This window comes from Nafulsella turpanensis ZLM-10 (genome assembly GCF_000346615.1).
GTDB classification, from domain to species: domain Bacteria; phylum Bacteroidota; class Bacteroidia; order Cytophagales; family Cyclobacteriaceae; genus Nafulsella; species Nafulsella turpanensis.
Genome location: NZ_ANNU01000013.1, coordinates 31214 through 55908, shown reverse-complemented (window position 1 = coordinate 55908; position 24695 = coordinate 31214). Strand labels below are relative to the sequence as shown.

The 24695-nt window shown below is 44.3% G+C and carries 20 protein-coding genes and 1 tRNA gene; 12 read left to right on the top strand and 9 right to left on the bottom strand.

Annotation, left to right across the window (positions count from 1 at the left end):
* Positions 1 to 83: 83 nt before the first annotated feature.
* The 3 genes from F752_RS0106320 to F752_RS0106310 all read right to left on the bottom strand — a co-directional run bounded on the left by F752_RS0106320 (position 84) and on the right by F752_RS0106310 (position 2615).
* Positions 84 to 944: an SDR family oxidoreductase gene (locus tag F752_RS0106320; RefSeq protein WP_017730889.1), complete on the bottom strand. Its 861-nt coding sequence runs from the start codon at positions 942 to 944 to the stop codon at positions 84 to 86.
* Positions 945 to 1068: 124 nt separating this feature from the next.
* Complete coding sequence (locus F752_RS0106315) at positions 1069 to 1494, bottom strand: GNAT family N-acetyltransferase (protein ID WP_017730888.1); 426 nt, start codon at positions 1492 to 1494, stop codon at positions 1069 to 1071.
* Between the two features lie 263 nt (positions 1495 to 1757).
* Positions 1758 to 2615 carry an SDR family oxidoreductase gene (locus F752_RS0106310; RefSeq protein ID WP_017730887.1) on the bottom strand — a complete coding sequence of 286 codons (858 nt, stop codon included), beginning with the start codon at positions 2613 to 2615 and terminating at the stop codon, positions 1758 to 1760.
* A gap of 478 nt (positions 2616 to 3093) precedes the next feature.
* Here F752_RS0106310 and F752_RS23585 point away from each other — a divergent pair, with 478 nt between their 5' ends.
* Complete coding sequence (locus F752_RS23585) at positions 3094 to 4470, top strand: vitamin K epoxide reductase family protein (RefSeq protein ID WP_017730885.1); 1377 nt, start codon at positions 3094 to 3096, stop codon at positions 4468 to 4470.
* A 245-nt stretch (positions 4471 to 4715) separates the two neighbouring features.
* Here the strand turns inward: F752_RS23585 and nhaA are convergent, their stop codons facing one another.
* The gene (gene nhaA, locus F752_RS0106295) at positions 4716 to 6056 is read right to left on the bottom strand and encodes a Na+/H+ antiporter NhaA (RefSeq protein WP_017730884.1); all 1341 of its coding nucleotides are present in this window, start codon (positions 6054 to 6056) and stop codon (positions 4716 to 4718) included.
* 291 nt (positions 6057 to 6347) lie between these two features.
* On the opposite strand from nhaA, the gene F752_RS0106290 reads away from it, so the two are divergent.
* The 3 genes from F752_RS0106290 (at position 6348) to F752_RS0106280 (ending at position 8402) form a co-directional block, all read left to right on the top strand.
* Positions 6348 to 7388 (top strand): ferredoxin--NADP reductase, encoded by a 1041-nt coding sequence (locus F752_RS0106290; RefSeq protein ID WP_017730883.1) that lies wholly within the window; start codon positions 6348 to 6350, stop codon positions 7386 to 7388.
* A gap of 144 nt (positions 7389 to 7532) precedes the next feature.
* A tRNA-Arg gene (locus F752_RS0106285) sits at positions 7533 to 7606 on the top strand.
* Positions 7607 to 7790: 184 nt separating this feature from the next.
* Positions 7791 to 8402 carry a hypothetical protein gene (locus tag F752_RS0106280; protein WP_017730882.1) on the top strand — a complete coding sequence of 204 codons (612 nt, stop codon included), beginning with the start codon at positions 7791 to 7793 and terminating at the stop codon, positions 8400 to 8402.
* A 94-nt stretch (positions 8403 to 8496) separates the two neighbouring features.
* Here the strand turns inward: F752_RS0106280 and F752_RS23580 are convergent, their stop codons facing one another.
* A complete protein-coding gene (locus tag F752_RS23580; RefSeq protein WP_017730881.1) occupies positions 8497 to 10275 on the bottom strand; it encodes a glycoside hydrolase family 15 protein in 1779 nt (592 codons plus the stop codon).
* Positions 10276 to 10522: 247 nt separating this feature from the next.
* Between F752_RS23580 and F752_RS0106270 the strand changes: the two genes are divergently transcribed.
* The 4 genes from F752_RS0106270 (at position 10523) to F752_RS0106250 (ending at position 13676) form a co-directional block, all read left to right on the top strand.
* Positions 10523 to 11032 carry a class I SAM-dependent methyltransferase gene (locus F752_RS0106270; protein ID WP_017730880.1) on the top strand — a complete coding sequence of 170 codons (510 nt, stop codon included), beginning with the start codon at positions 10523 to 10525 and terminating at the stop codon, positions 11030 to 11032.
* 274 nt (positions 11033 to 11306) lie between these two features.
* The gene (locus tag F752_RS0106260; RefSeq protein ID WP_017730878.1) at positions 11307 to 11789 is read left to right on the top strand and encodes a vitamin K epoxide reductase family protein; all 483 of its coding nucleotides are present in this window, start codon (positions 11307 to 11309) and stop codon (positions 11787 to 11789) included.
* Between the two features lie 114 nt (positions 11790 to 11903).
* Positions 11904 to 13013 carry an MBL fold metallo-hydrolase gene (locus tag F752_RS0106255; RefSeq protein ID WP_040664423.1) on the top strand — a complete coding sequence of 370 codons (1110 nt, stop codon included), beginning with the start codon at positions 11904 to 11906 and terminating at the stop codon, positions 13011 to 13013.
* A 165-nt stretch (positions 13014 to 13178) separates the two neighbouring features.
* The gene (locus F752_RS0106250) at positions 13179 to 13676 is read left to right on the top strand and encodes a hypothetical protein (protein ID WP_017730876.1); all 498 of its coding nucleotides are present in this window, start codon (positions 13179 to 13181) and stop codon (positions 13674 to 13676) included.
* Between the two features lie 272 nt (positions 13677 to 13948).
* Here F752_RS0106250 and F752_RS23575 read toward each other — a convergent pair whose 3' ends face one another.
* Complete coding sequence (locus F752_RS23575) at positions 13949 to 14911, bottom strand: DNA adenine methylase (RefSeq protein ID WP_017730875.1); 963 nt, start codon at positions 14909 to 14911, stop codon at positions 13949 to 13951.
* Positions 14912 to 14986: 75 nt separating this feature from the next.
* Here F752_RS23575 and F752_RS26010 point away from each other — a divergent pair, with 75 nt between their 5' ends.
* Complete coding sequence (locus F752_RS26010; protein WP_152425051.1) at positions 14987 to 15253, top strand: hypothetical protein; 267 nt, start codon at positions 14987 to 14989, stop codon at positions 15251 to 15253.
* A 210-nt stretch (positions 15254 to 15463) separates the two neighbouring features.
* Here F752_RS26010 and F752_RS0106235 read toward each other — a convergent pair whose 3' ends face one another.
* From F752_RS0106235 to F752_RS0106215, 3 genes are all read right to left on the bottom strand, one after another.
* Positions 15464 to 16684, bottom strand: coding sequence for a porin family protein (locus F752_RS0106235; RefSeq protein WP_040664402.1), 1221 nt, complete (start codon positions 16682 to 16684; stop codon positions 15464 to 15466).
* A 446-nt stretch (positions 16685 to 17130) separates the two neighbouring features.
* Positions 17131 to 18495, bottom strand: coding sequence for a sensor histidine kinase (locus F752_RS0106220; RefSeq protein WP_017730871.1), 1365 nt, complete (start codon positions 18493 to 18495; stop codon positions 17131 to 17133).
* On the bottom strand, positions 18485 to 19840 hold the full coding sequence (locus F752_RS0106215; protein ID WP_017730870.1) for a sigma-54-dependent transcriptional regulator: 1356 nt from the start codon (positions 19838 to 19840) through the stop codon (positions 18485 to 18487). The genes F752_RS0106220 and F752_RS0106215 overlap by 11 nt, the downstream gene beginning before the upstream one ends.
* A 338-nt stretch (positions 19841 to 20178) precedes the next feature.
* Between F752_RS0106215 and F752_RS0106205 the strand changes: the two genes are divergently transcribed.
* The 3 genes from F752_RS0106205 (at position 20179) to F752_RS0106195 (ending at position 24688) form a co-directional block, all read left to right on the top strand.
* Positions 20179 to 21429, top strand: a complete 1251-nt coding sequence (locus F752_RS0106205) for an efflux RND transporter periplasmic adaptor subunit (protein WP_017730868.1) — start codon at positions 20179 to 20181, stop codon at positions 21427 to 21429.
* Between the two features lie 96 nt (positions 21430 to 21525).
* Positions 21526 to 22203, top strand: a complete 678-nt coding sequence (locus F752_RS0106200) for an ABC transporter ATP-binding protein (protein WP_017730867.1) — start codon at positions 21526 to 21528, stop codon at positions 22201 to 22203.
* 61 nt (positions 22204 to 22264) lie between these two features.
* Entirely contained in the window at positions 22265 to 24688 is a 2424-nt protein-coding gene (locus F752_RS0106195; RefSeq protein WP_017730866.1) for an ABC transporter permease, read from the top strand.
* Positions 24689 to 24695 lie beyond the last annotated feature (7 nt).

Below are 24695 nucleotides of genomic sequence, written 5' to 3'. Positions count from 1 at the left end.
GACCATTCCTGCCTGATGGCTTTGTCCTCTCTGTAGGCTCATGAGAAACGGAACACACTGTGCTCAGTTACCGGCCCTAAATTTTACATATTGTAGAACTGCTTCAGAAAAGTTTCCACATCAACTGGCTCTCTTTGGAGAATACTTCGCAGGGTGTTATCCGGATAATCGAACTCACCTTTTTGGAGGGCATCAGCCATGTTGGTGCTGATGTCGATAACAGGAGCAGGCACCTGTGCATCTTTCATGCTTTTTCTCATGTAATCTGTAGAGATGGGGATATACTTCACCGGCTTATTGGCTGCTTTACTTAATGCAACTGCCACATCATAAAAAGAATAAGTTTGTGGAGCGGAAATCGTGTATACTTGGCTCTCCTGCTCTTTTCTGAGGATTACTTTTGCAATGGCTTCGGCAATATCTTCTCTCAGTACAAAGCCTGCCCGCTGCTCACCACCGGCAAAATAAAGAGAACCACTTTCTACTGCATTTCCGGCTATGTCCGGCAATAAATCGAGGTAAAGATTATTGCGGAAGAAGGTATAGGTGATTCCTGTTTCTTTTATAGCTTTTTCAGTTTCGAAATGTCCGGGAGTAGCTCCAAAGGTTGCATCAGCCGAAGGATTTACGATGCTGGTGTAGTAAATATGCCGGATTCCCGCTTCATGGGCGGCCTTTACAACATTTGAATGCTGGCGGGTTCGCTCTTCTCCGGTTACAGAAGTAGAAATAAAAAGAAGCTTCTCCACTCCTTCAAATACCTTTTGCAGGGAAGGATAATCCTCATAATCGGCCTGCCGAAGGGGCACGTTCCTGGATGTTAAGGCACCCGCTTTATCCGGGTTTCTTACCATGGCCCCTACCTGCTCTGGCTGAAGATGCTTTAGAAGAAAATCAATCGTTGATTTTCCGAGATTTCCGCTTGCTCCTGTTATTAATAGCATATAGATATTCGTTTAGCGTTAACTTTTGTTTCTACTAAACTATACTGCTATGACCCCTGAAGAGTTGTGGCCTCTTCCTTATTATTAGAAGGGCTCGTTTAAAGCATTGCTCTTCCTGCTGAGGTTAGGCAGGTTTCTTGGTTTTTTCCATCATCCAGTCGGGGCGGGAAATTCTTTCAAACCCATACTGCTCATATAGTCCGTGTGCGTCTTTGGTATTGAGTCCCCACCTTTGGAGACCCTGAAGGGAAGGGTGCTTCATTACTTCTTCCATTAGTTTTTTGCTCAGGCCTTTACCCCTGTATTCCTCTACAATAAAAACATCCATTATCCAGGCAAACACACTATAATCTGTAATTATTCTGGCAAATCCCACCTGCTCATTCTGTAAAGTGTATACTCCAAAACAAAGGGAGTTTTCGATAGACTTTTCTACAGTATCCCTGCTTCGCCCCCGGGCCCAGTAGGAATGGTTGGCTAAATAATCCCAGATAAGGGCGACGTCGAGTAGGCTCTGATCGGTAGAAATAAAAAAGCTGCGCTCTGCCATGGAAAGTTGATTAAGGTAGGCTGTTTATCATATACGGGCAATATAAGTTATCTTGGGTAAATTTTGTTTGTGACAATATATATGGAAATCCTTCTCCGCCGTAAAAAATGCCTTTAGTCTGGCTGATTAGCCCCCTGGACGGTAGATGGAAGGAAGTACTGTAATTAGAGTGGGCTTAATGTTGCCGGGAGCCGGACAAAAGTTGGTAAAAAAAGAGCTGGCAGGAATTTTCCTGCCAGCTCTTTCTTCGATAAAAGACTACTTTAGCCTATCCATTCACCGCCATTTACATGAATTACCTGGCCGGTGATGTAAGAGCCATCTTCTGAAGCCAGCAATACATAAGAGGGTGCTACTTCACATGGCTGTCCTGCCCGCTCAAGCAAACTGCTGGAGCCAAATTTCTCTACCTTCTCAGGTGGAAAGGTGGAGGGAATCAGCGGGGTCCAGATTGGGCCCGGCGCCACACCATTTACTCTTATTTTCTTCTTTCCAAGATTTAAAGCCAGGGCCCGGGTAAAGGATAATATGGCTCCCTTCGTGGAGGAGTAGTCCAGCAGGGTTGGGTTGCCTTTAACAGCCGTTACACTGGTGGTGTTAATGATGGCATCGCCTTCCTTTAAATGAGGGGAGGCTGCCTTGGTAAGATAGAACATACCGAAGATGTTAGTCTCAAAGGTTTTTCGCATCATTTCGGTATCTATGTCCTCAATCTCCTTGGCAGGGTGCTGCTCTCCTGCATTATTTACCAGTATATTGAGCTTTCCGAATTCATTAATTACCTCCTCAACTGCCTTCTGGCAAAACTGCTCGTCTTCAAGGTTCCCTTTTATGAGCATACAGCGCTGCCCTTCAGCTTCTACCAGCTTCTTGGTCTTGTATGCATCCTCATCCTCGCTAAGGTAAATAATGGCCACATCGGCTCCTTCACGGGCATAGTGAGCGGCTACAGACTGGCCAATTCCCGAATCTCCTCCGGTAATGAGGGCTACCTTTCCCTTTAATTTTTCTGCCCCTTTATATGAATCTCTGATAATGATAGGATCCGGGTTCATTTTACCCTGTTTTCCTGGTGCTTCCTGCTCCTGTGGCGGAAACTGCTTATTTTTTTGTTCTCCCATTGCTTAAAAAATTTATTAAAGTTTTACAACTATCAAATTAAAGCTCTCTTGATTTTTACTTCCTGGTGCTGTGGCTATGCCGGCAGTTACAATTAGATTACCTATCTGCCTTACATATAGCACCTTACCATTAAAAGAACGGTGGCGGAGGTTGAATGTTCGGAATATTTAAAGCCCTTGTCCACTTATCTTTAACAGGGTGTAAAGAGGATATAATGGATGTTACGGCCTTTCTTTATACCACATATTATATGTTAGAGGCCTTTAAGCAGCTAAAAAAATAAGAGGAGGAGCCTGTTGAGATTCCGTAGAATTGAATTCTTCTTTTTCCCATCAAAGAAAATTCTTTCTCCCGTAACTATAGCGGATTCTTTATAACTGAGGAGAGCTACTCCTCCCTGTTTAAACAAAAACAGGTCAGGGTATCTTACTTTTAAAACTGTTTATTATTTCTTTTGGAAACTAAAATTTTTACAGTATGGGCCTGACCTTCGGAAATCTTTTTTTTGTAAAGAAGGAAATGTTTTCTCCTGAAAAGCAAGCTGCTCACGAGGAACATCACCGGGGCATCAGTTGGGTGTATTATGCTATAATGGTGCTGGGGTTATGGCTTCTTGCCAATCCACTTACCTTTTATTATGAACAGACGGTAATGACCTGGAACGACATTCTGTCGGGCCTCTTGCTGATAGGGCTCAGCTACTTTGCACTGAAGCCTTATAATTTATGGGCACAGTGGGGGCTTGTTTTCCTGGGAGTTTGGCTTTTTGTAGCGCCAATGGTCTTCCACGTCCGGGATGGTACTGCCCTTTTAGTTGATTATTTTGTAGCAACCCTTACCGTTGGCTTTGCTATTGTGGTGGCCCGGCAGCCTGGCATTAAACTGTTCGCCCAGCCGGGACCTGGTATACCCCCGGGCTGGAGCTACAATCCTTCCTCCTGGGGTCAGCGGGCGCCGGTTATTTTTCTGGCTTGGCTGGGCTTTTTTATTGCCCGGTATATGGGTGCTTTTCAGCTGGAAATTATCCACACCGTGTGGGATCCATTCTTTGGCGATGGAACCAAGCAGGTGCTCACTTCAAAGGTTTCCAAATCCTTCCCGGTATCGGATGCTATGCTCGGTGCCTTTTCCTATATACTTGATGTTTTATTTGGATATGCGGGAGGAGTCCACCGCTGGCGTACCATGCCGTGGGTGGTTATTATTTTTGCTATCATGATTGTTCCGCTGGGAGTGGTAAGCATTACCCTAATTATTCTGCAGCCTGTCTCTGTGGGGTATTGGTGTTTTCTTTGTCTTTGCAGTGCCACCATTTCTCTTATTATGATTCCTTTTACAGTGGATGAAGTTGTAGCTACCATCCAAATGATTAAGGAGGAACGAAAGAAAGGGAAGTCATTCTGGGAGCTATTCTGGTTCGGTGGCACCATGGAAGGAGGCAAAATGGAAGAAAAGGAAGACCCCAAGTTGCTGCTCGGCAATACCATCCGGGCCATGGGAAAAGACCTTCTCATCAGGCCCTGGAATCTGTGCCTGATTGCCATTATTGGTATTTGGATAATGAGCTCTCCGGGCCTGCTAGGTTTTAAAGGTACCATGGCCGACAATAATCATGTGGCAGGAGCTCTTATTGTAACATTTGCCGTTATCAGTATGTCGGAAGTGGCCAGAATTGTTCGCTATATTTTTATCCTGTTTGGAATCTGGCTTATCGCAGCTCCTTTTATTTTTGGAACGGAACAAAGCATGGTAATGTGGGCTACGATTATTTCCGGAGTGCTACTAATACCACTCTCATTTCCAAGAGGAAAAGTGGAAGATAAAAGAGGAAGCTACGACAAGTACATCAAATGATGGCTCTTCTTTTGATGCCGTACAGGCCACAGTTAAATTCTGGTGAGTCAACAAATCCCAAGGCCCTTCTGGTGGTTTAGGTGGTGTTGAATGAGCCGGTAAAAAGCGGCTAAATACTAAAGGTAAACTTCCTGTTTTAATGGAGAGGGAAGGATTACAGAAATGGGTTCTTTGCCGTAGATTCAAAGCTAAACTTCGGGAATCTAAAGCAAAGAACCCTTCTTTTTTTATGGAGCTTATATTAACTATTCATTAGAACCCGGGCTTACCTTCGGTAGGGTTATCCTTAAAAGAATGTAACCACCTACACCTGCAATGGTAGAGCCAAGCAGGATGCCTATTTTCGCTGCCCCCAGTAATTCAGCATCTGTAAAGGCAAGGTTGGCAATGAAAAGAGCCATGGTAAATCCAACCCCGCCAAGGAGTCCCAGTCCAATAATGTGTTTCCAGTACGTTCCTTCAGGTAGGCTGGCAAAGCCCGCTTTAACGCCTATCCACGAGAGCAGGGTAATGCCCACCGTTTTTCCTATTAATAAACCCATGGCAATATTGAGGGTAAGCGGATTACTGAAAGCTGCTCCGGCATCTCCCAAAGCTACTCCGGCATTGGCCAGGGCAAAGACGGGCAGAATAAAGAAAGCCACAAAAGTATGGAGGCTATGTTCGAGCTTTTGCAAAGGTGGCTGCACGCTTTCGGCAGCACGCTCAATGGTACCAACAGCAGAAAGCTGTTCATAAGTAAGAAGGCGGTCGTTGGGTATATTATAATCCCTGAAATCGGTAAGGTTTTCTTCTATTTCCTCTACAAACTCTCTGCAGCGGATGCGGGAAGAAATAGGGATGGTAAAAGCAACCATAATACCGGCAATGGTAGGATGTAAGCCTGATTTGAGGAAAAAGTACCAGATTACAATTCCTAAAAGGAGGTAAGGCGTTTTTTTCTTGACATTGAAAAAGTTGAGAATCGGTAGAATGGCAAAAAGACCTAAAGCTATGTAAAGGGCAGTTAAATATATTTCGTTGCTATAAAAGAGCGCAATAACCAGTACCGCACCAATATCGTCGACTATGGCAAAAGCAGTAAGGAATATCTTCATGCTTACCGGCACTCTTTTGCCCAGCAGGCTTAAAATCCCAAGGGAGAAGGCGATATCCGTTGCCATAGGGATACCCCAGCCAGATGCCCCTGGTCTTCCTTGCTGTAACAGAATAAAAAGAAGGGCAGGTAGCACCATTCCTCCAATAGCCGCAAAAAAAGGAAGGGAAGCTTTTTTTACGGAGGATAACTCCCCAATTAGCACTTCCCGTTTAATTTCGAGTCCGACCAGGAAAAAGAAAATGGCCATTAGCCCGTCGTTTACCCAAAGAATTAACTCTTTTGAGAGAGCCCAGTCACCAAAGCCGATGGTGAGCTTGTTTTCCCATAGTGCAAAATAGCTTTGCGCCCAGGGTGAGTTTGCCCAAAGCATAGCAAAAAGGGTAAAGAAGATAAGCAAAATGCCACCTGCCGATTCGGTATGGAGGAAGCGCTGAAAAGGAGTTAGAATGGTTTTACGAATTACTTGAGTTGTCGGAATTCCGGCCATATTAAAGTTTGTGGTTTCTTAAATTATTAATAATTGAAACAGCTTATTGTTTGGCCTTAAAATAGGGGCTTATAAACAAGAAAAGGAAATGCACCGTTAATTTTATAAGCTGAAGGGTATAGCGTGGAGAACAGGAAGATCTTTATTTGCACATTATTCAGACTGGTAAGCTGAGCACGAAAGCCTGGAATAGCGAAATGGATGAATACTCTTTAACTTCAGATTTTGTGTAGGTATTGGACCTTCTTAATTAATAATGAAAATCCACTTTGGCGAGAATACCATTTTAATATGTCTTTATTTACCAGGCTAATCATCAGTAAAATAAACGAGGAAGTAAATGGGGTAAAGACCTTCAGCTTTGAAGGTGAAGAAGCGAGAAAAATATCGTACCAGGCAGGACAGTACCTGACCTTTGTTTTGCCCACTAATGCCGGAGAAATCCGCCGTTCTTACTCTTTAACCTCCAGTCCGGCAACGGGCGAGCCATTATCGGTGGCTGTAAAGCGAATAGAAAATGGTGTTTTTTCGCGCTACCTGGCAGAGGAGGCAAAAGTAGGAGATGAGCTTCTAACTACCGGAGCAGCAGGTTTCTTTACCTTTCCGGGTGATTTTGCCGGCTATAAACAGCTGTTCTTTTTTGCTGCAGGAAGTGGTATAACCCCAATCTATTCCCTTACTAAGACTGCTCTACTTACTCATCCTGAAAAGAAAGTGGTGCTGGTGTACAGCAACCGTACAGAGGAAAGCACCTTGTTCCTGAAAGAACTACAGGCACTGGAGAAGAAGTTTCCTGACCAGCTTAGCATTGAATTCCTTTATAGTACCTCGCCCGATCTTTACCGGGCCCGGCTGCACAAAGATTTATTAAAAACGCTGGTGAAGGCTCATTCGGTAGCACCAATGGAGAGGTCGCTCTTTTATTTATGTGGCCCTGAAAATTATATGGTAATGTGTGGCTATGGCTTATACCAGTTAGGCGTTCCGGATTCCAATATCCGTAAGGAAACTTTTACAACGGCTAAGGTTCTTCCAAAGTTAAGTCCGCCTGATAAGGAACCGCATGAAGTGAGGCTGAAACTGTTAGGGGAGGAGTATCACTTTATCGTGCAGTTTCCGGAAACTATCCATAGGGCAGCCAAAAAGAAAGGCATCATTCTACCCTATAGCTGTGAGGTGGGGAGATGCGGCAACTGTGTGGCCCGCTGCAAACAGGGAGAAGTATGGATGTCGTACAACGAGGTTCTTAGCGAACATGAATTGGAAGCAGGACTGGTGTTAACATGTGTAGGCTACCCGATCGGAGGAGATGTTGAGCTGGAAATCTCCTGAAAAAGATATGCAAAGTTTATGAAGTCAACCAGCAGTGAAATTAAAATTCTACCTACGGTAGGAGGAGGCTGAGAAGAGAATTTATATTTTTCCTGCAGAGTATTTCGCTTTTCGGCAAGAAGTTCTACTTTTGCAAAGCATTTAGCACCCGTAGTTCAACTGGATAGAATGCCAGATTCCGGTTCTGGTGGTTGCAGGTTCGAACCCTGCCGGGTGCACAAAACTGGTTCGTTTGAAATTAGTGGAAAGTAAAAAAAGGCCGATATGGAAATATATTCGGCTTTTTTTATTTCTACCCGCCAAAGGAAGGTGTTAAAAGATAGACCGAAGTAAAAACATAGAAGGTACCGTTATGTTCACTACTCAACAGATAAACAGACTTTTAACCTTTCATACAAAACGATGGCAGACAGCACAATTTTTACAGGCCTTGCTAAAGTAGGCGGAGCATTAGGAAAAGGATTAATTGCCGGCTTTGCTGGTACAGTGGCAATTACCGTATCGCAGATGATTGAAATGCAAATCACGAACAGGGAAGCGAGCAATGCTCCGGTGAAGGTGGCAGGTAAGGCCTTAGGTGTAGAACCAAAAGGGAAGGCAGAGTTAGAAAAAGAAAAAAACGGACGGGAGGAGCCCTCAGAAGAGACACAGCAGAAGGTAGAGGAGAATAAGCAGAAGTTTTCTGAAATGATGCACTTCAGCTATGGCACAAGTTGGGGTGTGTTTCGTGGAGCTCTGGACCTGGCCGGTATTCATGGCCCGGTGGCCGACCTGTGTCACTTTAGTGCTGTTTGGGGAACTGCACAGGTTATGCTGCCTGCTGCTGCCGGAACTCCTCCTATTACCCAATGGTCGCCAAAACAAATTGCTATCGATGCCATGCATCATGCGGTTTATGCCTGTGCAGTAGGCCTGACGTATGACGCAATGAGAAAGGCGGAGAAAAGAAGAATCAGCCGAAGGGCATCCTGGCTGGATCATTTGTTGTCCGGGAATCTTAAAAAGCCGGCTTAGCAGAAAATCAAAGTGGTGCTCCTGCGTGGAGGTTGCTAATTCTGAATGGGAGGGACCAGCAAGCGAACAAAGCCTGTAACTGTAAGACCCGGCACTAGTTCAGCTTCCTGAAGAGCTCTATTGCTTTTTTTATCAGCTTGTTAACAGGATCTTTACTCTTCTTTTTTTCCATTTCATGCTTCAGGTCAATAACAGCCCCTATAAAAGAGGCATGCACGAAAGTTTGAGGAATATTGCCGATCATTCTTTGATGCTCCACATCTGCTTCTTCAGAAAAAAAGCCCAGGTCAGTGGTGTACTGCAACGTTTCATCAATAATCTTTCTGGCTTTATCGAGCTCCTTTAAATAAATATAATATTGTGCCATCCAGAGGCTGCCGGCAAGAAAAGCACCTTCTTTTCCACTATCTGCATCAAACAGGTGACGCCTGTATAGCAAGCCTTTTTTATAATCTCTTTCCAGCACTTTCACAGTTGCCTTTACTTCCGGAGCATCAATTTCAGTGTAGGCCCAGGCCGGGAAAAGAATGGCAGAGATATCAACGCACTCTTCTCCGGCTGCGGCAGCATAGGCGCCTTCTGCATTAAGGCAGTTTTCCTTCACAAAAAGTCGTATGTCTTTTTCGGCCTTTTTCCACTTCTTTTTTTGTGCAGCGTCCTTGGTATGCTTGGCAATAAACATGAGGCCGCAGGCAACTATTACTTTTGAGGAAGTATAGTGCTTTTTAACTTTTTCCTCCCAAATCCCATGGTCTTCTCTGTGCCAGCTGTCGGCCAGGAAATCAGCGGTTGCAGCCATCACCTCCCAGTGTTCCCGGGTATCATATTTATTGTATATCAATTTGGCCGCCAGTAAAATATTGGCGGTGGTACCTAATTGAAGCTGGTTTCTTGCCCCGTTTCCCACCATAACAGGCCTGCTGTTTAAGTAGCCCTTCAGCTCTATTACCTGCTCCTTTGGCAGCAGTTTTTGCTCTGCGGTATACATAGGGGCAAAATGAGTGCCTTCCTCACCTTTTGCTGGTTCAAGGCCACAGATAAACTTCAGAAATCTTCTTTCTTCCACGCCATTACTTCCTGCACGGGTCAGGGCACTTACTATCATGCCTGCATCCCTCAGCCATACATATCGGTAGTCATAATTTCTGTCTCCACCTACTAATTCCGGCAGAGAGGTAGTACCGGCAGCTAATATCCCGCCACTTTCTTCATAGGTAAGCATGCGGATAGCTCGAATAGACTGGGCCACCTCTGCCTCATAAGGTCCATAGTAGCTAAACCGGTCGGCTATTTTTTTCCAGAAAGCCCTGGTGTTGTCCAGCCACTTTTCTGGTGCAGGCGCTTCCTTTAGCCGCCCTTCTGATAAAAACATCCACCCGCGGGTAAGGGAATCCAGCTGAATTTCAATTCGGTCCTCTACTACCTGCGCAGGAAAAGAGCTGTAGAAGAAGTGGCGATCGTTTATCCTGATGCAATTTTGTTCCTCCACGAGCACGGCCTTTTCCCGGCCAAAGTCGGGCGCAGGCTGGAGCTGAATGGTGCAGGGGGCTGCGCTTGCTTCCAGCATCCGGCAGATACCCTGAGGGCTGTTTTTTCCGGCAGGCATGAAATCAGTCACCACGTTTACTTCCTGGCCCTGTTGATACAGGCTGATCAGGATGGCTGAATCTTCTTCATAATCCCGCCGCTTAAAAGTGCTGTTATGCCATTTTATGCTCCATTCGCCCCCTTTTTCCTCATCCAGAAGACTGGCAAATAAGCTTCCGTTGTCGAACCTACCGGGGCAGTACCAGCAAATACTTCCTGTTTTACTTACTGCTGCCATGGTTCTTCGGTCGCCAATAAATGCCAGCGATTTTAAGGGTAGGCTCATTATCTTTCTGTTTAAGGAATAAGGTGTTTGACTTCCAACTTAAACCATTGCCTTTTATGATAGTTTGAAAATTAAGCAGGAGGGGTGGAAAAGCCTCAAGCTCGTGAAAAGAAGAAGTAGAGAATAAAAGAATTAGCCAGGGAAGAGGAAGACAGCAGAAAAACACCTGATATAACAGGTTCTTTTCTGGAGAGGTGCCTTAAACTCTCTTCATATTTCTCCCTTCCCGGCCTGAGGCTGGAGATAAATGGGAAAAGGGCATTACAATAAAATTGCGGGCACCTATGACCAAAGATGGAAGAATTACACCAGAAGGACCCTCCATAAATTGATGGAATATTTGCCGGCTTCACTTGAGGGGAAAAGGGTGCTGGACTTTGGTTGTGGTACAGGAGAGCTGATAAAAATACTGCTCAGGCATAAGCCGAAACTGAAGGAGGTAACAGCTTATGACCCTGCAGAAGAAATGCTCCGTCAGGCCCGGAATAAGCTTGAAAAGCTGCCGGAAAGACAGCAGGAAAAGGTGGTACTGCTGAATAAGCAGGAGTATGGGACAAATTTCGACCTGGTGGTGTCCAGCAGTGTTCTGCATTATCTGCCAGAACCAGCAGAAACGCTTCTCCATTTCAATTCTCTCCTGAAAGGAGGAGGCACTTTAGTTCTGCTGGATTACACGAAGAATAGCCTGCCGGTAAAGTACTTCAGGTGGCTTGTTCGATGGGTTGATCCGGCACACCATCAGGCTTTTTATCCGTAGCAAATGCGTGAAATGGTAGAAAAGGCAGGCTTTGCTTTTGACAGGGAGGAGACATTCAGGATTTATTTCCTGTGGGAAGGTAATGTTATCAGGGCCAGGAAACCCTGATGATAGAGCCTATCATAGATGAAGAGAAGTTGAAAGACAATTAGTCCTTAGCCCCTCTCTTTTTATTTCGCTTCCTATTTAGCTAAACAGGCATAAAAACAGTATAGTAAAGTTAGGAGGTGAGGTGGAGAAAGGAATGATCATATTAAATTTTTAATTTTTAGCGATGGAAAAGGTAAAAAAGACAGTGGTAAGGAAGATTCAAAGCAGAAACGATCAAAAGGCACTGCACCGCCGCGATATTGCCCTGCTTAGTGCAGCAGGAATTATAGATTTTATTCCTATTTCCCTTTATCAGCTCGGTATTATTAAACACATACCCGATTTTCCGACGAAAATTTTTGATTCTGATTATGTTAATGCCTCTAAAGAAGCCCAAATAGCAGGAGTACCCGACGGGCCGGTAAGCCTGCTAATGTATGCGGCTAACCTGGTGACAATTGGTGCAGCTTTGAAGAAGAAGAAACGGAAAAATGTATTTGACTACCTTGTGGCTGCTAATTCCATAGGACAGGCAGCCGGGGGTGCTTTTTACCTATATAACATGGCAACCAAACAAAAAAAGGTGTGCATATACTGTGTAACAGGTGCACTGTTGAATTTTGCTACGCTGGTTCCGCTGAAAAGACTCTTCTTTAGCAGCAAGTAATTGATAAAGAGGGCTTTGTTTCTGAATCCACTGTCGTGGAAATGATTACGGAGCGGTTGGAAAATACTTTATCTTTGCTGAATGCCTGCAGGTCCTGGAGGATCTTTCACATTCATGAAATTCCTGAAGAAAATTATGATTCCGTTACTAATAGCCACCGGCCTAATCGGTGCAACCACCTTATTTGTCATTCATCAACCACCTTTTGGAGGAAAACCAACGAAGGAACAACTTCTCCGATATCGAAAGTCTCCCAACTATAAGGACGGGAAATTCCATAATCTGGTGGAAACTCCTGTAATGGCTCCCGAAGCCTCTTATATAGACCTGCTGCGGCAGCAGTTGGCGGGAGGCGAAAGCAGAGCTCCTCAGGAAGCTATTCTGGTAGTGAAAAGAAATATGAAGGAGACTCCTTCATCCGGAAACCCCCACCTTACCTGGTTCGGCCATTCCTCTTACCTGCTGCAGTTGTCTGGTTACAATCTTTTGGTTGACCCGGTCTTTAGTGAAAGAACTTCTCCTTTTGATTTTGTGGGAACAAAAGCCTTTGCCGGCACAACAGAGATTGGAGTAGAGGATTTGCCTGCTATTGATTTTGTGCTGATAACGCATGATCATTACGATCACCTCGATTATCCCACCATTCAAAAGCTAGCCCATAAAGCAAAGGGCTTTTATGTTCCATTAGGAGTAGGGGCCCACCTGGAAAGATGGGGTGTCTCTTCCGATCAAATTCATGAACTCGACTGGTGGGAAGAAATCCCACTTGTGGCGGACCTGCAGCTTATTGCCACACCAGCCCGCCACTTTTCAGGCAGGGGAATCACCGATCGAAATAAAACCCTCTGGGCCTCCTATGTACTTAAAAGTAAACAGCACTCCTTGTATTTGGGTGGGGATTCGGGTTATGGGCCTCACTTTAAAGAAATCGGCAATCTGTTCGGGCCTTTCGATTTAACCCTGCTGGAGTGCGGTCAATATCATCCTTACTGGCCCAACATTCATATGATGCCAGAGGAAACAGTACAGGCGCATCTGGATTTAAAAGGAAAGGTGTTAATGCCTGTACACTGGGGTAAGTTTACCCTTTCCCTCCATGCCTGGAATGAGCCAGTTGAAAGGGTGACGGCAAAAGCCAAAGAAAAGGGGGTAACAGTAGTTACTCCCCGGATAGGCGAGCAGGTAGTGGTGGACTCAAAGCTCCCTGTGAAGCCATGGTGGTAAGTCATCTGTTTAGGTACTCCTGTAGGAGCTGAAGTTAAAAAAGCTCTTCAGGCATCAACTATATACACTGGAGATTTAAAGTTTGAAGAAGCATTCTGTAGTCTGGTTTCTCGATTTTACAGCTTAAAAGATAAACCGAAGGTGGCAAATTTACGCAGATATTCCATGAATCGGGCATCTGAAGTTGCCAAACAGGCAGCTGCAGATATAGAAGCCCTGTTAAGAAGGCAATCGAAGACCGTTGATGTTATTAATGTTGAAAATGACCCCATTTACCGGGAAAAGGATATTGATGTATTGTGGATAGTGAAGACCGAAGAAGGAGCTGTAAAAACAATTGGCATAGAAATTAAAGGGGACAGGTGGCATAAAACAGGGAACTACTTTTTTGAAACGGTCAGTAATGAAGAGAAAGGCACACCCGGCTGCTTTATGTACACGGAGGCCAGTTTTATTTATTATTACTTCGTGGAAGAAAGAGAGCTCCATATTTTACCTATGCCGGCAACAAGAGACTGGTTTAAGAAAAATGAAGAGACATTTCAGGAAAGAAAAACTTCTACGCCTGTAGGAAGGGGAGAGCATTATGTAACGGTGGGGCGTTTAGTCCCTCGCCACAGGGTGACTACTGAAGTTGCGGGGGTAAAAATTCTGAAGATTTGACCATGTGATAAAGAATAACGGAAAGTTGGTACTACAATTCTTTATTGCAGTCTTCCAGGCTTTTAATGATTGTGAATAAATGATAGAAATAATTTTTCTCACCTTCACTTCCAGTTCTCATTTACCTGTTTCTGTAGAAAGAGCTATCATGAATTTATTGAAAGGGAAATGAGCAAAAGAAAGAAAATTCATTTACCACAGGACGGCCAGCAGTATAATTTCTTTTCAACTTTCAGGGCAAACAAATAACCCGGGAAGAGCGGAGGATCGCTTTAAGAATTTAAAGAGGATTTAAGAGCATCCGCATCCGGGGAAGTGGTATTTCCCAGCACATGATCGTTTGATATGATCAACTCAAATATCTCACCACGGCCGCTCCCTTTTGAGTTGATAGCCCGCTTCGCTTTTACCCTTTCAATAGTGTATTCCTTGTACAGCTCCTGAAAGAAGGTATTACTCTCATCATTGTTGGTGGTATCAGAATTACTCTGCACAAAATAGGCCCCTCCCTTATTTACCAAATCGCAGAAAGCTTTAAGCCTAAGCTGATCATCATCAAAAAAACCACCTTTGGCATACGTATTAAAGGAGGCCGTTGTGCTGAGGGGTTTATACGGGGGGTCCAGATAGAAGAAAGTCTGCTCATTAATATAGCTTTCCGTTTCCGTAAAATCAGTGTTTAAGATTTCCACCTTCTGAAGTGCCTGGCTATTCGCTCGTATTACCTCTGCATTACAAATGGTTGGTTTTGCATATTTGCCAAAGGGAACATTAAAAAAGCCCTTTGAATTGACCCTGTATAGCCCGTTAAAACAGGTTTTATTTAAGAATATCATCAGCGCACTTTTTCGTACTGCTTCGCCTTCCAAATGATTAAACTCCTCTCTTTTTTCTAGAAAAAGCTTTTTCCTGTCCTCCTGCCCGGAGAAGCTAAAATACTGCTGTTCAAGCTTTGCCAGTTGGCTGATGAGGGGCTCAGGCGATTGCTTGATGATACTATAGCAATCTGTTAATACCGGGTTTAAATCATTTATGACAGCACGTTTTATATGCTTCCCGTACTTCCTGAGGAGGAAGAACAAAACAGCACCGCTACCCACAAATGGTTCAATATAGTTTACAGAAGTGTTTTTATGTAACCGTTGAATGAGTTTAGTTTCAATGGAAGGTAATAGCTGGGTTTTGCCGCCTGCCCACTTCAAAAAAGGTTTTATCTTTGCTTCAACTTCTGACATGCTCTGCTAAAAGGTGTTTTCAAAGATACTGAATTTAGGCAAAGCATTGAGAGAAAATGCTGTTAGCAGTTTTAGGTGGATGAGAGGGATAATCAAATTGAAAGAATAAATCATACTGCCTCCTCTTCAGTAAAGTACTGTTCTGCAAAATTATTCAGGAAGAAAAAAATGACCCAAGTGGCAGGAGCGCTAATTTATGGAAAGCCGATAGTCAGGTACACGTTCGCTGAAGCGAAGGAAAAAAGTCCTTCTGCAATAAGAGGTAATTTTTATAAACCTAACAGGCAGAGAGCCAAGTGTAAAAGAGATTACAAAAGAATGGGTACTTCCCGGGAAAAATAACCAGGGAAGTACCCAGATAAAACTATCTTTTCTTCTATGCACAGGGTTATTCCGGCAGTTGACTAATTTCCCTCTTATTGTTGCGAGATCCCCGGCAGAGCCGGATGTAAAATGTACAACCCTTTTTTTGCTAAAATTTAGGCAAGGGAAAAGATACCAGTTCCATCGAAGATGTTGCTAAAAGGAGTTGCCTTGCTTCGGGAGCCGATATTAAAATAAGGTATACCCCAGTATTATGGAGGATGTTTGGTAGTTTGAACCCCAGTATACATACTCAAACAAAACTTCTCTGCTGGTATGATATCTTAACTCTATGCTGTACCTGTTATTATATTCGTAGCCAACTCCCATTGAAAAATTATTATTGGTCACGATATCCAGTGAATACAGAACTGATTCGTCTGATCTGGTAAATTCAATGGAAGAATGAAAAGGGAAGTCAAAAATATAAGAAGCATTGATGAACACTTTAGATTTTTCATTCAGAAAAAAATAGTGTCTTAAACTGAGAGGAAGCTCAAGGGACTGGTAATTAATGCTCTTGTTGATTTTGCCTCCTTTTATATCATTTGCTTCATCTGTTGCTTCTGCCTTAAAAGATTGAAAAGTTGGTTCTACCAGGAGAGCCCATTTATTTTTATTATAGGGTAAAATGAATTCCAGCTCAAGTCCGAACCTGAGACCAGGTTTACTCCCAAAAACAGTACTTCTGGAATCTAAATAATAGTTTTGTATACTTAATGAAGAGCTGTATATACCAGGTCTGGCGGTGAGGTTAAATAAGTCCCTGTCCTGGTTTTCAGGACTTGTAAAATCGGAATTCTTACATTGGTTATGTTTTATGAAAAAATTGGTTAATTCTTTTTTGTTGTATCCTAAATTTTCAACTTTATGTAAGGAGAGGGTGGGGCATTTTAAATCGTTCCACAGCTGCTGCCTGAATCTGTTATTTTCATTGATTTGATTGTCGGGAGTTTTGTATTTTTTAAAAATTAGTTGTTCGACTGTAGAGCTGTCATGCTTATAAAAATACTTTTGCAGGTTTCCATCTGCATATAAAAATAAGCTGGCATCACCTTCTACAAGTATTTTTAAAAAAAGGACCTCTTCCTGGAATACCGGCTTCCTGAAGCTGGTCAGTTGGCTGAGCATTTCACTTGACCTGTCAATATTTACGCGGTGCCTTACATACCTGGATGCACTGTAAATTTCAAATTCTTTAACAGATTCAATGGAGGCTTTTCTTGGTTCTGTGTTTTCAGATAATTTATATTCAAACTCAGTGGGGTTGTCTTTCCAGTCTATATTCTTAATCAGGCATTCTACTTTTTGATCAGAATTATCGATAAAATGCCCTCTTTCAAAGGAGATCTGTGAGTGAGCCTCCATACAAAGAACTGTTAATAAAAGAAATAGTAATAGTTTTTTCATGTTTGGTTGTTATTAATTTTCTTTCTGAATTAAAAAAAGGCGGTTTTGTACCAGGCAACTGGTAGTACAGTTGTGCTTAACGGTATGGCTATATGGAACTGAAAGTCAGCCGGTATTGGCTGATGAGCAGCAGAAAAGGTTTTTCCACTAATATTACCCTTCCTGCCACCTATTCTGAGTGCTTCCTATCTAAAACCGGCTCAATATAAAAATTAATGATGGATTTGAACCTTAGGAGTTCCGGGCAGAGAGAGAGCTAATGTAATTTTGTAATTCAGATTCCATTCTTCTACAACTTCTGAGGTAAATATGGAAAGAAGCACTCTCTGCAGCGGTACCTCTGTTTTCACAGCGATTCCGCGGCATTTGCCAGCTGAACCTTTTCTGCTGCTCATCAGGTGCCGGGTATTTGCGGCTGAACAAAAGACCTCCATTGATGGTAAATTTCATTGCTCATGGCCGCGGCTCATAGGGAACCGCAGGAAAAAAGCTGTGCCTACCCCTTCAATTGATTGTAATTGGATGCTGCCTCCATGGAGCACCACAATTTGCTTGCACAGGCTCAGGCCAATGCCGCTTCCCTGCTTTTTAGTGCTGAAAAAGGGTATAAATATTTTTTCCTGTACCTCTTTTGACATGCCGGTTCCATTATCCGCTACCTTTACCATTACTTTTTTATCTGCAATCCGGTAGGCAGATAAGGAAATTTTAGGTTCGGGGGAGTCCTTTACTGCTTCTATTGCATTTATGATTAGGTTGATAAATACCTGGTCCAGCAGGTTAATGTCTGCCTGCAAAAACAAATCAGGTTCTTTCAAATCAACTTCCAGCTTAATTTTTTTCTGCGTCAGGGTGGGCTGCATCAGGCGCTGGAGATTGATAAACACTTCTCTAATGTCTACTGCGTTGAGATTAAGAGTGGTAATTTTGCTGAGGTTACGGTATGTTTCGGCAAACTTTAATAAGCCGTCACTACGGTGCTTAATAGTACGGATTCCTACTTCCAAATCTTCAAAATCTTCCGGAGAGGCTCCTTTTGCCATGCTTTCCTGCAGGCGATTCTTTAGGGTATCTGCCAGGGAGGATATGGGCGCTACGGAATTCATGATTTCGTGGGTCATCACGCTCAGAAGTTTTTGCCATGCCCTGGATTCTGTTTCATCTAATGCAGCATTAACATTTTGAAAGGCAATAAGCTTGTACTTTTTTCCGTCTGTTTGAAAAACGGTGGCGGAAATTAGAACTTTAAAATCATCTTTATCAAGATGGGCAGTGGCGATCTTATTATGCCCTGCCTGTAGGGCCTGAATTTCTTTGTAGAGCCTGGCGTCTCTTTTTTCCAGCGAATGAATACTTTTTAAAAACGGCAACTGTAAGAGCCTTTTTAGAGATTCGTTCATCCACACTACCTTGCCGGTTTCCAGCTCATAAGAGAGAATGCCTGTTTCTACCAACTCCAGGATTTTTTGCAGGTAATGGTACTGGGTTTCCTTTTCTCTGCTGATGATCTGGAATGTACTGCTTATTTCATTGAAGCCCTTACGGAGTTCCTTTAATTCGGCAGGGGAGCCTTTCACGTCGAAGCTCCTCGAAAAATCTCGATAGTGGATGGAATCAACAAACTGCTGCAGCTCTGCCTGTGCTCTCCATTGCGAACGAACAAGCGAGATGAGCTGTAAAAGAATAAGGGGGGCTAAGGGAAGAAAATAGACATACTTTTCTTTTACCAGCACAAAGGAGGCAGCACAAAGAGTTAGAAAAAGAAAAAGAACCCGGAGCACAGGCCACCATTTCGATTGTTTAAATTCCATATTTACTTAATCGTCGGTATAAGGCGGTGCGGGTAATTCCTAACTCAATGGCGGCTTTCGAAAGATTGCCGCCATTCTTTTCTATCACTCTTAAAATGGTCGACTTTTCCAGTTCTTCCAGGTTTGTCTGCTGGAGAAAATTTTCCTCTGCAGGCGCGGATTCAATGGGAGAAAAAAGAATATCACTGGCCTCCAGCCTGGGTTTGTCGGCCATAATAACTGCCCGCTCAATAGCATACTGCAGTTCCCGCACATTGCCGGGAAAATGGTAGGCTAATAATTTTTCTTCTGCGGAAGGACTCAGCTCAGGGGCAGACTTGAGGTATTTATTTGCGTACAGGTTAATAAAATGCCTGGCCAGTACTACAATGTCCTTTCCTCTCTTTCGAAGAGGAGGCAATATAATTTCGACGGTATTAATCCGGTAAATAAGGTCCTTCCGGAAGCGCGATTCATTGGCCAGTTCCGCCAAAGAGTGGTTGGTGGCACATAAAAGGCGCACATCAATAGGCACTGCCTCATTACTTCCGACCCTGGTCACCTGCCTGTTTTGCAAAACACTTAGCAGCTTTGATTGCTGCTGTAAGCTAATGTTGCCGATTTCGTCCAGAAAAATAGTGCCTCCGTTGGCTTCCTCAAAACGGCCTTTTCTATCTTCGCGGGCATCGGTAAAAGCACCCTTCTTATGGCCGAACAGTTCACTCTCGAAGAGCGATTCAGTCAGGGCGCCTACATCTACTTTAATAAAAGGTTTTTCGGCACGAAGAGAATGCTGGTGGATTGCTTTTGCAATTAGCTCCTTTCCGGTGCCATTTTCTCCCAAAATTAAAATGTTGGCATCGGTTGGGGCTATCTTACTGATCTTAAAAAAGATATCCTGCATGGCGGCCGATTCGCCAAGTAGTTCGCTGCCAATGACCGGAGACTGATCCTTGCTGCGGGAGCCGGTTTTCTCGTTTTTCTGCCGGAGGGCTTCTGTAATGGTATTGAGCAGCTTTTCATTGTGCCAGGGCTTCACCACAAAGTCAAAGGCACCTTCTTTTAAGGAGCGGATAGCCAGGTCGATGTCGCCATAAGCGGTTATCATGATGACGGCGGCAGAAGGTTTTTGCTCTTTAATTTTCCTTAACCAGAACAGCCCTTCGTTACCGGTATTTATGGCGCTGGCAAAATTCATATCCAGCAGAATTACATCGAAAGAATGATGAAGCAGGAGTGATTGTATCTGCTCAGGATTTTTTTCTGTAACGATTTCCTTAACCTGCGGTCTAAGTAATAAACGAACTGCTGTTAGCACATCCGTGTCATCATCAACAATCAGTATGGAGGCTTTTTTTAGGAGCATAGGTATCGGATTTCAGGTATCGGGTAAGAGGCTTAAGCTGCCAGGCACCACCTTTTCCTCATATCTGATGCCACCTACCTCACCCATTCAATTAACCACAATTATGCCATTATTACAACAGGCTGAAAACAAGCGATTCTCCTGCTTCTTCAGGAAGGAACTGTATCAAAAGCGAACACCTGCTGTACGGTTTCGCACGCTCTTTCCAGGTGAAAATAAGCTAAATGGCTGTAAAACAAGGAAATTAAGAGTTGGCATCTATTCTGCAGCCAAATTAAGTAGCCTCAGTAAAAAGTTTAATAGCACAGCCTTAGGCTTGTGATAAATAAAACAGAAAAGTGGATCAGATTATCGAAAAAAAGAAGTGGAGTAAAAAAAGAGTGCTGACCATTGCAGGTATCACGGCACTTGTTTTGCTGATTGGTGCCAGTGTGTTTTTTGCCTCCGGAAAAAGCCGCCTGAATGTAGAAGCAGAACGCTTAACCATCAGCGAAGTACATCAGGATAATTTTCAGGAATTTATACCCATTAATGGAACAGTATTACCGGTAGCCACAATTTACCTCGATGCCCTTGAAGGTGGCAGAGTGGAAGAGAAATACCTGGAGGATGGGGCCATGGTTACCAAAGGTCAGCCTATTCTGCGTCTTTCCAACACCGACCTGGAGCTTAGCCTTGCCGTTCAGGAAACTGCCGTATTTCAGGTGCTTACCCAAATGCAGAATACCAAGAATAATGCGGTTCAAAACTCTATTCAGCAGCTCAATCAGAAAGCCGAGGTAGACAATGCGTGGGAAGAAGCGAAAAGGATCTACGAACTCAACAAAAAGCTGTATGAAGCGAAAGTCATCAGTAAGCAGGAGTTTCTTGCATCTGAAAATAACTTTCAGTTTCAGCAGAACCGCAAAAAGCTTAATCAGCGGACCCTACACCAGGATTCTGTTTCCATGGAGCAGCAACTAAGTCAGATGGAGGAGTCCTATGCTCGAATGCGCAACACCCTTGAACTTATGCGCAGAAAGGTAGACGACCTGATTGTACGTGCTCCTATCGATGGGCAGCTAACCGCCCTGGATGCAGAAATAGGGCAGTCGAAAAATGAAGGAGATCGCCTCGGCCAGATTGATGTAACGACCGGCTTTAAGGTACAGGCCGATATTGATGAACATTATATTTCCCGCGTTTTTATTGGCCAGATGGCTGAAACGCGCCTTTCCGGAAAGACCTACCAGCTGCAGGTAAAAAAGGTGTACTCCCAGGTGCGGAATGGCCGCTTTCAGGTAGATATGGAGTTTGTCGGGGAAGTACCAGAAGGGATCCGCCGGGGACAAAGCCTGCAAATAAGGCTGGCGCTGAGCGATGAAACTGAGGCCTTATTACTGGCAAAAGGAGGCTTTTATCAGCAAACAGGCGGCAACTGGGTTTTTAAACTCGATGAAGACGGCTCCACTGCTTATCGTACCGAAATACAGCTGGGCCGCCAGAATCCGGACTATTATGAAGTATTATCGGGCCTGGAGCCCGGAGATAAAGTAGTCACCTCCAGCTATGAAAATTATGGAGACATGCAGGAGCTGGTGCTGGAGTAGGAAGTATGAACCTCTTCCTTTTAGCTAAAACGGCAACACAAAATACATTTAGTAGAAATCAAATAAACTGCTTTTACAGCCAAAACTTGAATTAATATGATTAAGATTACGAACCTCGTGAAAGTTTACCGGACGGAAGAAATGCAAACCACCGCCCTCAACCAGCTTAACCTTGAAGTAAAAGAAGGAGAATTTGTAGCGGTAATGGGGCCTTCCGGCTGTGGCAAGTCCACCCTGCTCAATATTCTTGGCTTGCTGGACGATCCGGACTCCGGAAGCTTCCTGTTCAATGGTATAGAGGTCGCCAACTTTAATGAGCGGCAGCGTTCTTCACTCCGAAAGCAGCACATCGGCTTTGTTTTCCAGAGCTTTAATTTAATTGATGAACTGTCGGTTTTCGAAAATGTGGAGCTACCCCTGATTTACCTGGGTGTAAAAGAATCAGAGCGCCGGAAAAGGGTAGAGGAGGTGCTGGACAAAATGCAGATTATGCACCGGCAGAAACACTTCCCGCAGCAGTTATCTGGTGGACAGCAGCAAAGAGTTGCCGTGGCCCGGGCCGTGGTCAATAAGCCTCACCTGATACTGGCCGATGAACCAACCGGTAACCTTGACTCCTCGAATGGCAATGAGGTAATGGAACTGCTTACCGACCTGAACGAGCAGGGAACGACCATCGTAATGGTAACCCACTCCGAGCACGATGCCCGCTACAGCCACCGCATTGTGCGCATGCTCGACGGCCAGACGGTTCTGACCGATATAATGGTGTAGTTAAGCTGTGGCAGCAACAGCCTTGGCTACCTAAGAGAATCATTCCCTTAAATCCAAAGACATGTTAAAGAACTATTTCAAATCAGCCTACCGAAGCCTGCTGAAGCAGAAGAGTTTTTCATTTCTGAATATTGCCGGCTTAACCTTTGGTCTCACGGCCTGCCTCCTAATCGCTCTTTTTGTATGGGATGAGCAGCAGTATGATAAGTTTATTCCGGAAGGGGAACAGGTGTACCGGGTTTATATCGAACGGACAACCGTAAGTGAAGGGACCGAAAATATGGCCTTTACTCCGCCTATGTTTGCCACCACACTGGAGCAGGAATTTCCGGAAGTGGAAGAGGCGCTAAGGTTTTTTAACATTCAGTGGAAGGTGCTGTTCGAAGCGAACGGGAAGCAAATTTATGAGGGGAGTGGCATTGCGGCTGAATCCGGGTTCTTTGAGTTTTTTCCACTTCACTTTGTGTTTGGCTCACCGAAGAATGCCCTTGCTGATCCTACTTCCATTGTCATTTCAACGTCTTTAGCAGAAAGATATTTCGGGACTGAAAATCCGGTAGGTAAAGAAATCCTGATTGATAACGATCCTTTTCAGGTAAAAGGGGTATACCAGAACAACCCTAAGTTTCACCTGGCAGTCGATTATATAATTCCACTGCAAACCATGGGATTTCCGGAAGAGCGCATGCAAAGCTGGACCTGGCAAAATTTATTTACCTATGTAAAAGTCAAAAAGGGAGTAAATGGCGAGAACCTGGAGGCAAAGTTTCAAAAGCTCGTTGAACAGGACGTTCATCCGATCCTGAAAGAAGGTGGGATGACGTATTTGCCTCAATTTCAGCCATTAGAAAATATTCACCTTTATTCGGCTGATTTTAAATATGATATGGCTGTCCGTGGTAATATTACTTATGTGAAGGGACTGAGCCTGATTGCCCTTTTTATTTTGGTAATTGCCTGTTTCAATTTTGTTAACCTCGCCACCGCCAAATCGCTTAAACGGGCAAAGGAAGTGGGAGTGCGCAAATCCATTGGTGCCAGCCGAAACCAACTCATCCTCCAGTTTCTGAGCGAAAGTATACTCCTTGCCTTTATAAGTGTTTTAATCTCAGTACTTCTCACCCTGCTGCTGCTCCCGTGGCTTAATGATTTTACCGGAAAGCAGATGGCGCTCCCGGTATTGAACCCACTAGTTTTGTTGCTGCTGGTTTCCCTTAGTATCATAGTGGGAGTGATTGCAGGCTTATACCCGGCGATGGTTTTATCAGGCTTTCAACCTGTGAAAGTGTTGAAAGGAGGCTCTGCCGGGAATGTTCAGCCCGGGAAAATTCCCTGGTTGCGGCACGGCCTTGTGGTGTTGCAGTTTGCCGTCTCCGTTTTATTAATTATCAGCGCCATTGTAGTATACCAGCAGGTAGAGTTCCTGAATAATAAAGATCTGGGTTTTGAAAAAGAACAGATTATGTTCTTCCCCATGAGGGGCGAAAACATGGTTGGGAACTATGAGGCATTTAAAAACCAGCTATTACAATCTCCGGGGGTTTCTTCCGTGTCCATAGGGTATGGCTTTCCGGGAGATATGGTGGCAGGTGATGGTATTATCGTGCCCCGTGGAGGGGAGCATAAGCGGTATTCTGTTACGCAGTTAATGGTAGACCATGATTATATAAAAACCCTGGGGGTGGAAGTTATCGCCGGCAGGGATTTTTCAAAAGAAATTACCACCGATGCCACAGAAGGTTTTATTATTAATGAAACAGCCGTAAAGGAGCTGGGATTTGGCACTCCCGAGGAAGCACTGGGGCAGCCTTTGCATTGGGAAGTATGGGTGGACGAACCAGCCGATTCCCTTAAAAAAGGGCAGGTTATTGGGGTGGTAAAGGACTTCCATTACAAGAGTTTGTATGATGAGGTAGAGCCGACCGTGCTCCAGATTTTTCCTCCGGCTTTCTGGAAAGTGGCCGTAAAAATGAAAACAGCTGATATCGCTGCTACACTTGAACATGTGAAGACCACCTGGAACAGCTTCTCACCCGAGTATCCGCTTGAGTATGGCTTCCTTGACGACAGTTTTGAGCAGATGTACAAGGCAGAGGATAAGCTAAGGGCCCTGCTCTGGATTTTTACAGGAATGGCCATTTTTGTGGGCTGCCTGGGCCTGTTTGGTTTAGCAGCCTATGCCGCGGAGCGCCGCAAAAAGGAAATAGGTATCCGGAAAGTACTGGGAGCCAGTGTACAGAATATTGTAGTTCTTTTATCGCAGGATTTCGTCAAGCTGGTCCTGATATCGCTGCTTATTGCCTCGCCCATTGCATGGTACCTAATGCAGGGCTGGCTGCAGGACTTTGCCTACCGGATTGATATTGGCTGGTGGGTGTTTGGTCTTGCGGGTTTTGCTGCCGTGGCCATTGCCCTGCTTACGGTAGGTTTCCATGCTATCAAAGCTGCCCTCAAAAATCCGGTAAAAAACTTAAGAATCGAATAAATCCACT

Coding starts and splice junctions, on each gene's coding strand:
- F752_RS0106320 (WP_017730889.1), bottom strand. CDS start 944: ATGCTATTAATAACAGGAGCAAGCGGAAATCTCGGAAAATCAACGATT.
- F752_RS0106315 (WP_017730888.1), bottom strand. CDS start 1,494: ATGGCAGAGCGCAGCTTTTTTATTTCTACCGATCAGAGCCTACTCGAC.
- F752_RS0106310 (WP_017730887.1), bottom strand. CDS start 2,615: ATGGGAGAACAAAAAAATAAGCAGTTTCCGCCACAGGAGCAGGAAGCA.
- F752_RS23585 (WP_017730885.1), top strand. CDS start 3,094: ATGGGCCTGACCTTCGGAAATCTTTTTTTTGTAAAGAAGGAAATGTTT.
- nhaA (WP_017730884.1), bottom strand. CDS start 6,056: ATGGCCGGAATTCCGACAACTCAAGTAATTCGTAAAACCATTCTAACT.
- F752_RS0106290 (WP_017730883.1), top strand. CDS start 6,348: ATGTCTTTATTTACCAGGCTAATCATCAGTAAAATAAACGAGGAAGTA.
- F752_RS0106280 (WP_017730882.1), top strand. CDS start 7,791: ATGGCAGACAGCACAATTTTTACAGGCCTTGCTAAAGTAGGCGGAGCA.
- F752_RS23580 (WP_017730881.1), bottom strand. CDS start 10,275: ATGAGCCTACCCTTAAAATCGCTGGCATTTATTGGCGACCGAAGAACC.
- F752_RS0106270 (WP_017730880.1), top strand. CDS start 10,523: ATGGGAAAAGGGCATTACAATAAAATTGCGGGCACCTATGACCAAAGA.
- F752_RS0106260 (WP_017730878.1), top strand. CDS start 11,307: ATGGAAAAGGTAAAAAAGACAGTGGTAAGGAAGATTCAAAGCAGAAAC.
- F752_RS0106255 (WP_040664423.1), top strand. CDS start 11,904: ATGAAATTCCTGAAGAAAATTATGATTCCGTTACTAATAGCCACCGGC.
- F752_RS0106250 (WP_017730876.1), top strand. CDS start 13,179: ATGAATCGGGCATCTGAAGTTGCCAAACAGGCAGCTGCAGATATAGAA.
- F752_RS23575 (WP_017730875.1), bottom strand. CDS start 14,911: ATGTCAGAAGTTGAAGCAAAGATAAAACCTTTTTTGAAGTGGGCAGGC.
- F752_RS0106235 (WP_040664402.1), bottom strand. CDS start 16,684: ATGAAAAAACTATTACTATTTCTTTTATTAACAGTTCTTTGTATGGAG.
- F752_RS0106220 (WP_017730871.1), bottom strand. CDS start 18,495: ATGGAATTTAAACAATCGAAATGGTGGCCTGTGCTCCGGGTTCTTTTT.
- F752_RS0106215 (WP_017730870.1), bottom strand. CDS start 19,840: ATGCTCCTAAAAAAAGCCTCCATACTGATTGTTGATGATGACACGGAT.
- F752_RS0106200 (WP_017730867.1), top strand. CDS start 21,526: ATGATTAAGATTACGAACCTCGTGAAAGTTTACCGGACGGAAGAAATG.
- F752_RS0106195 (WP_017730866.1), top strand. CDS start 22,265: ATGTTAAAGAACTATTTCAAATCAGCCTACCGAAGCCTGCTGAAGCAG.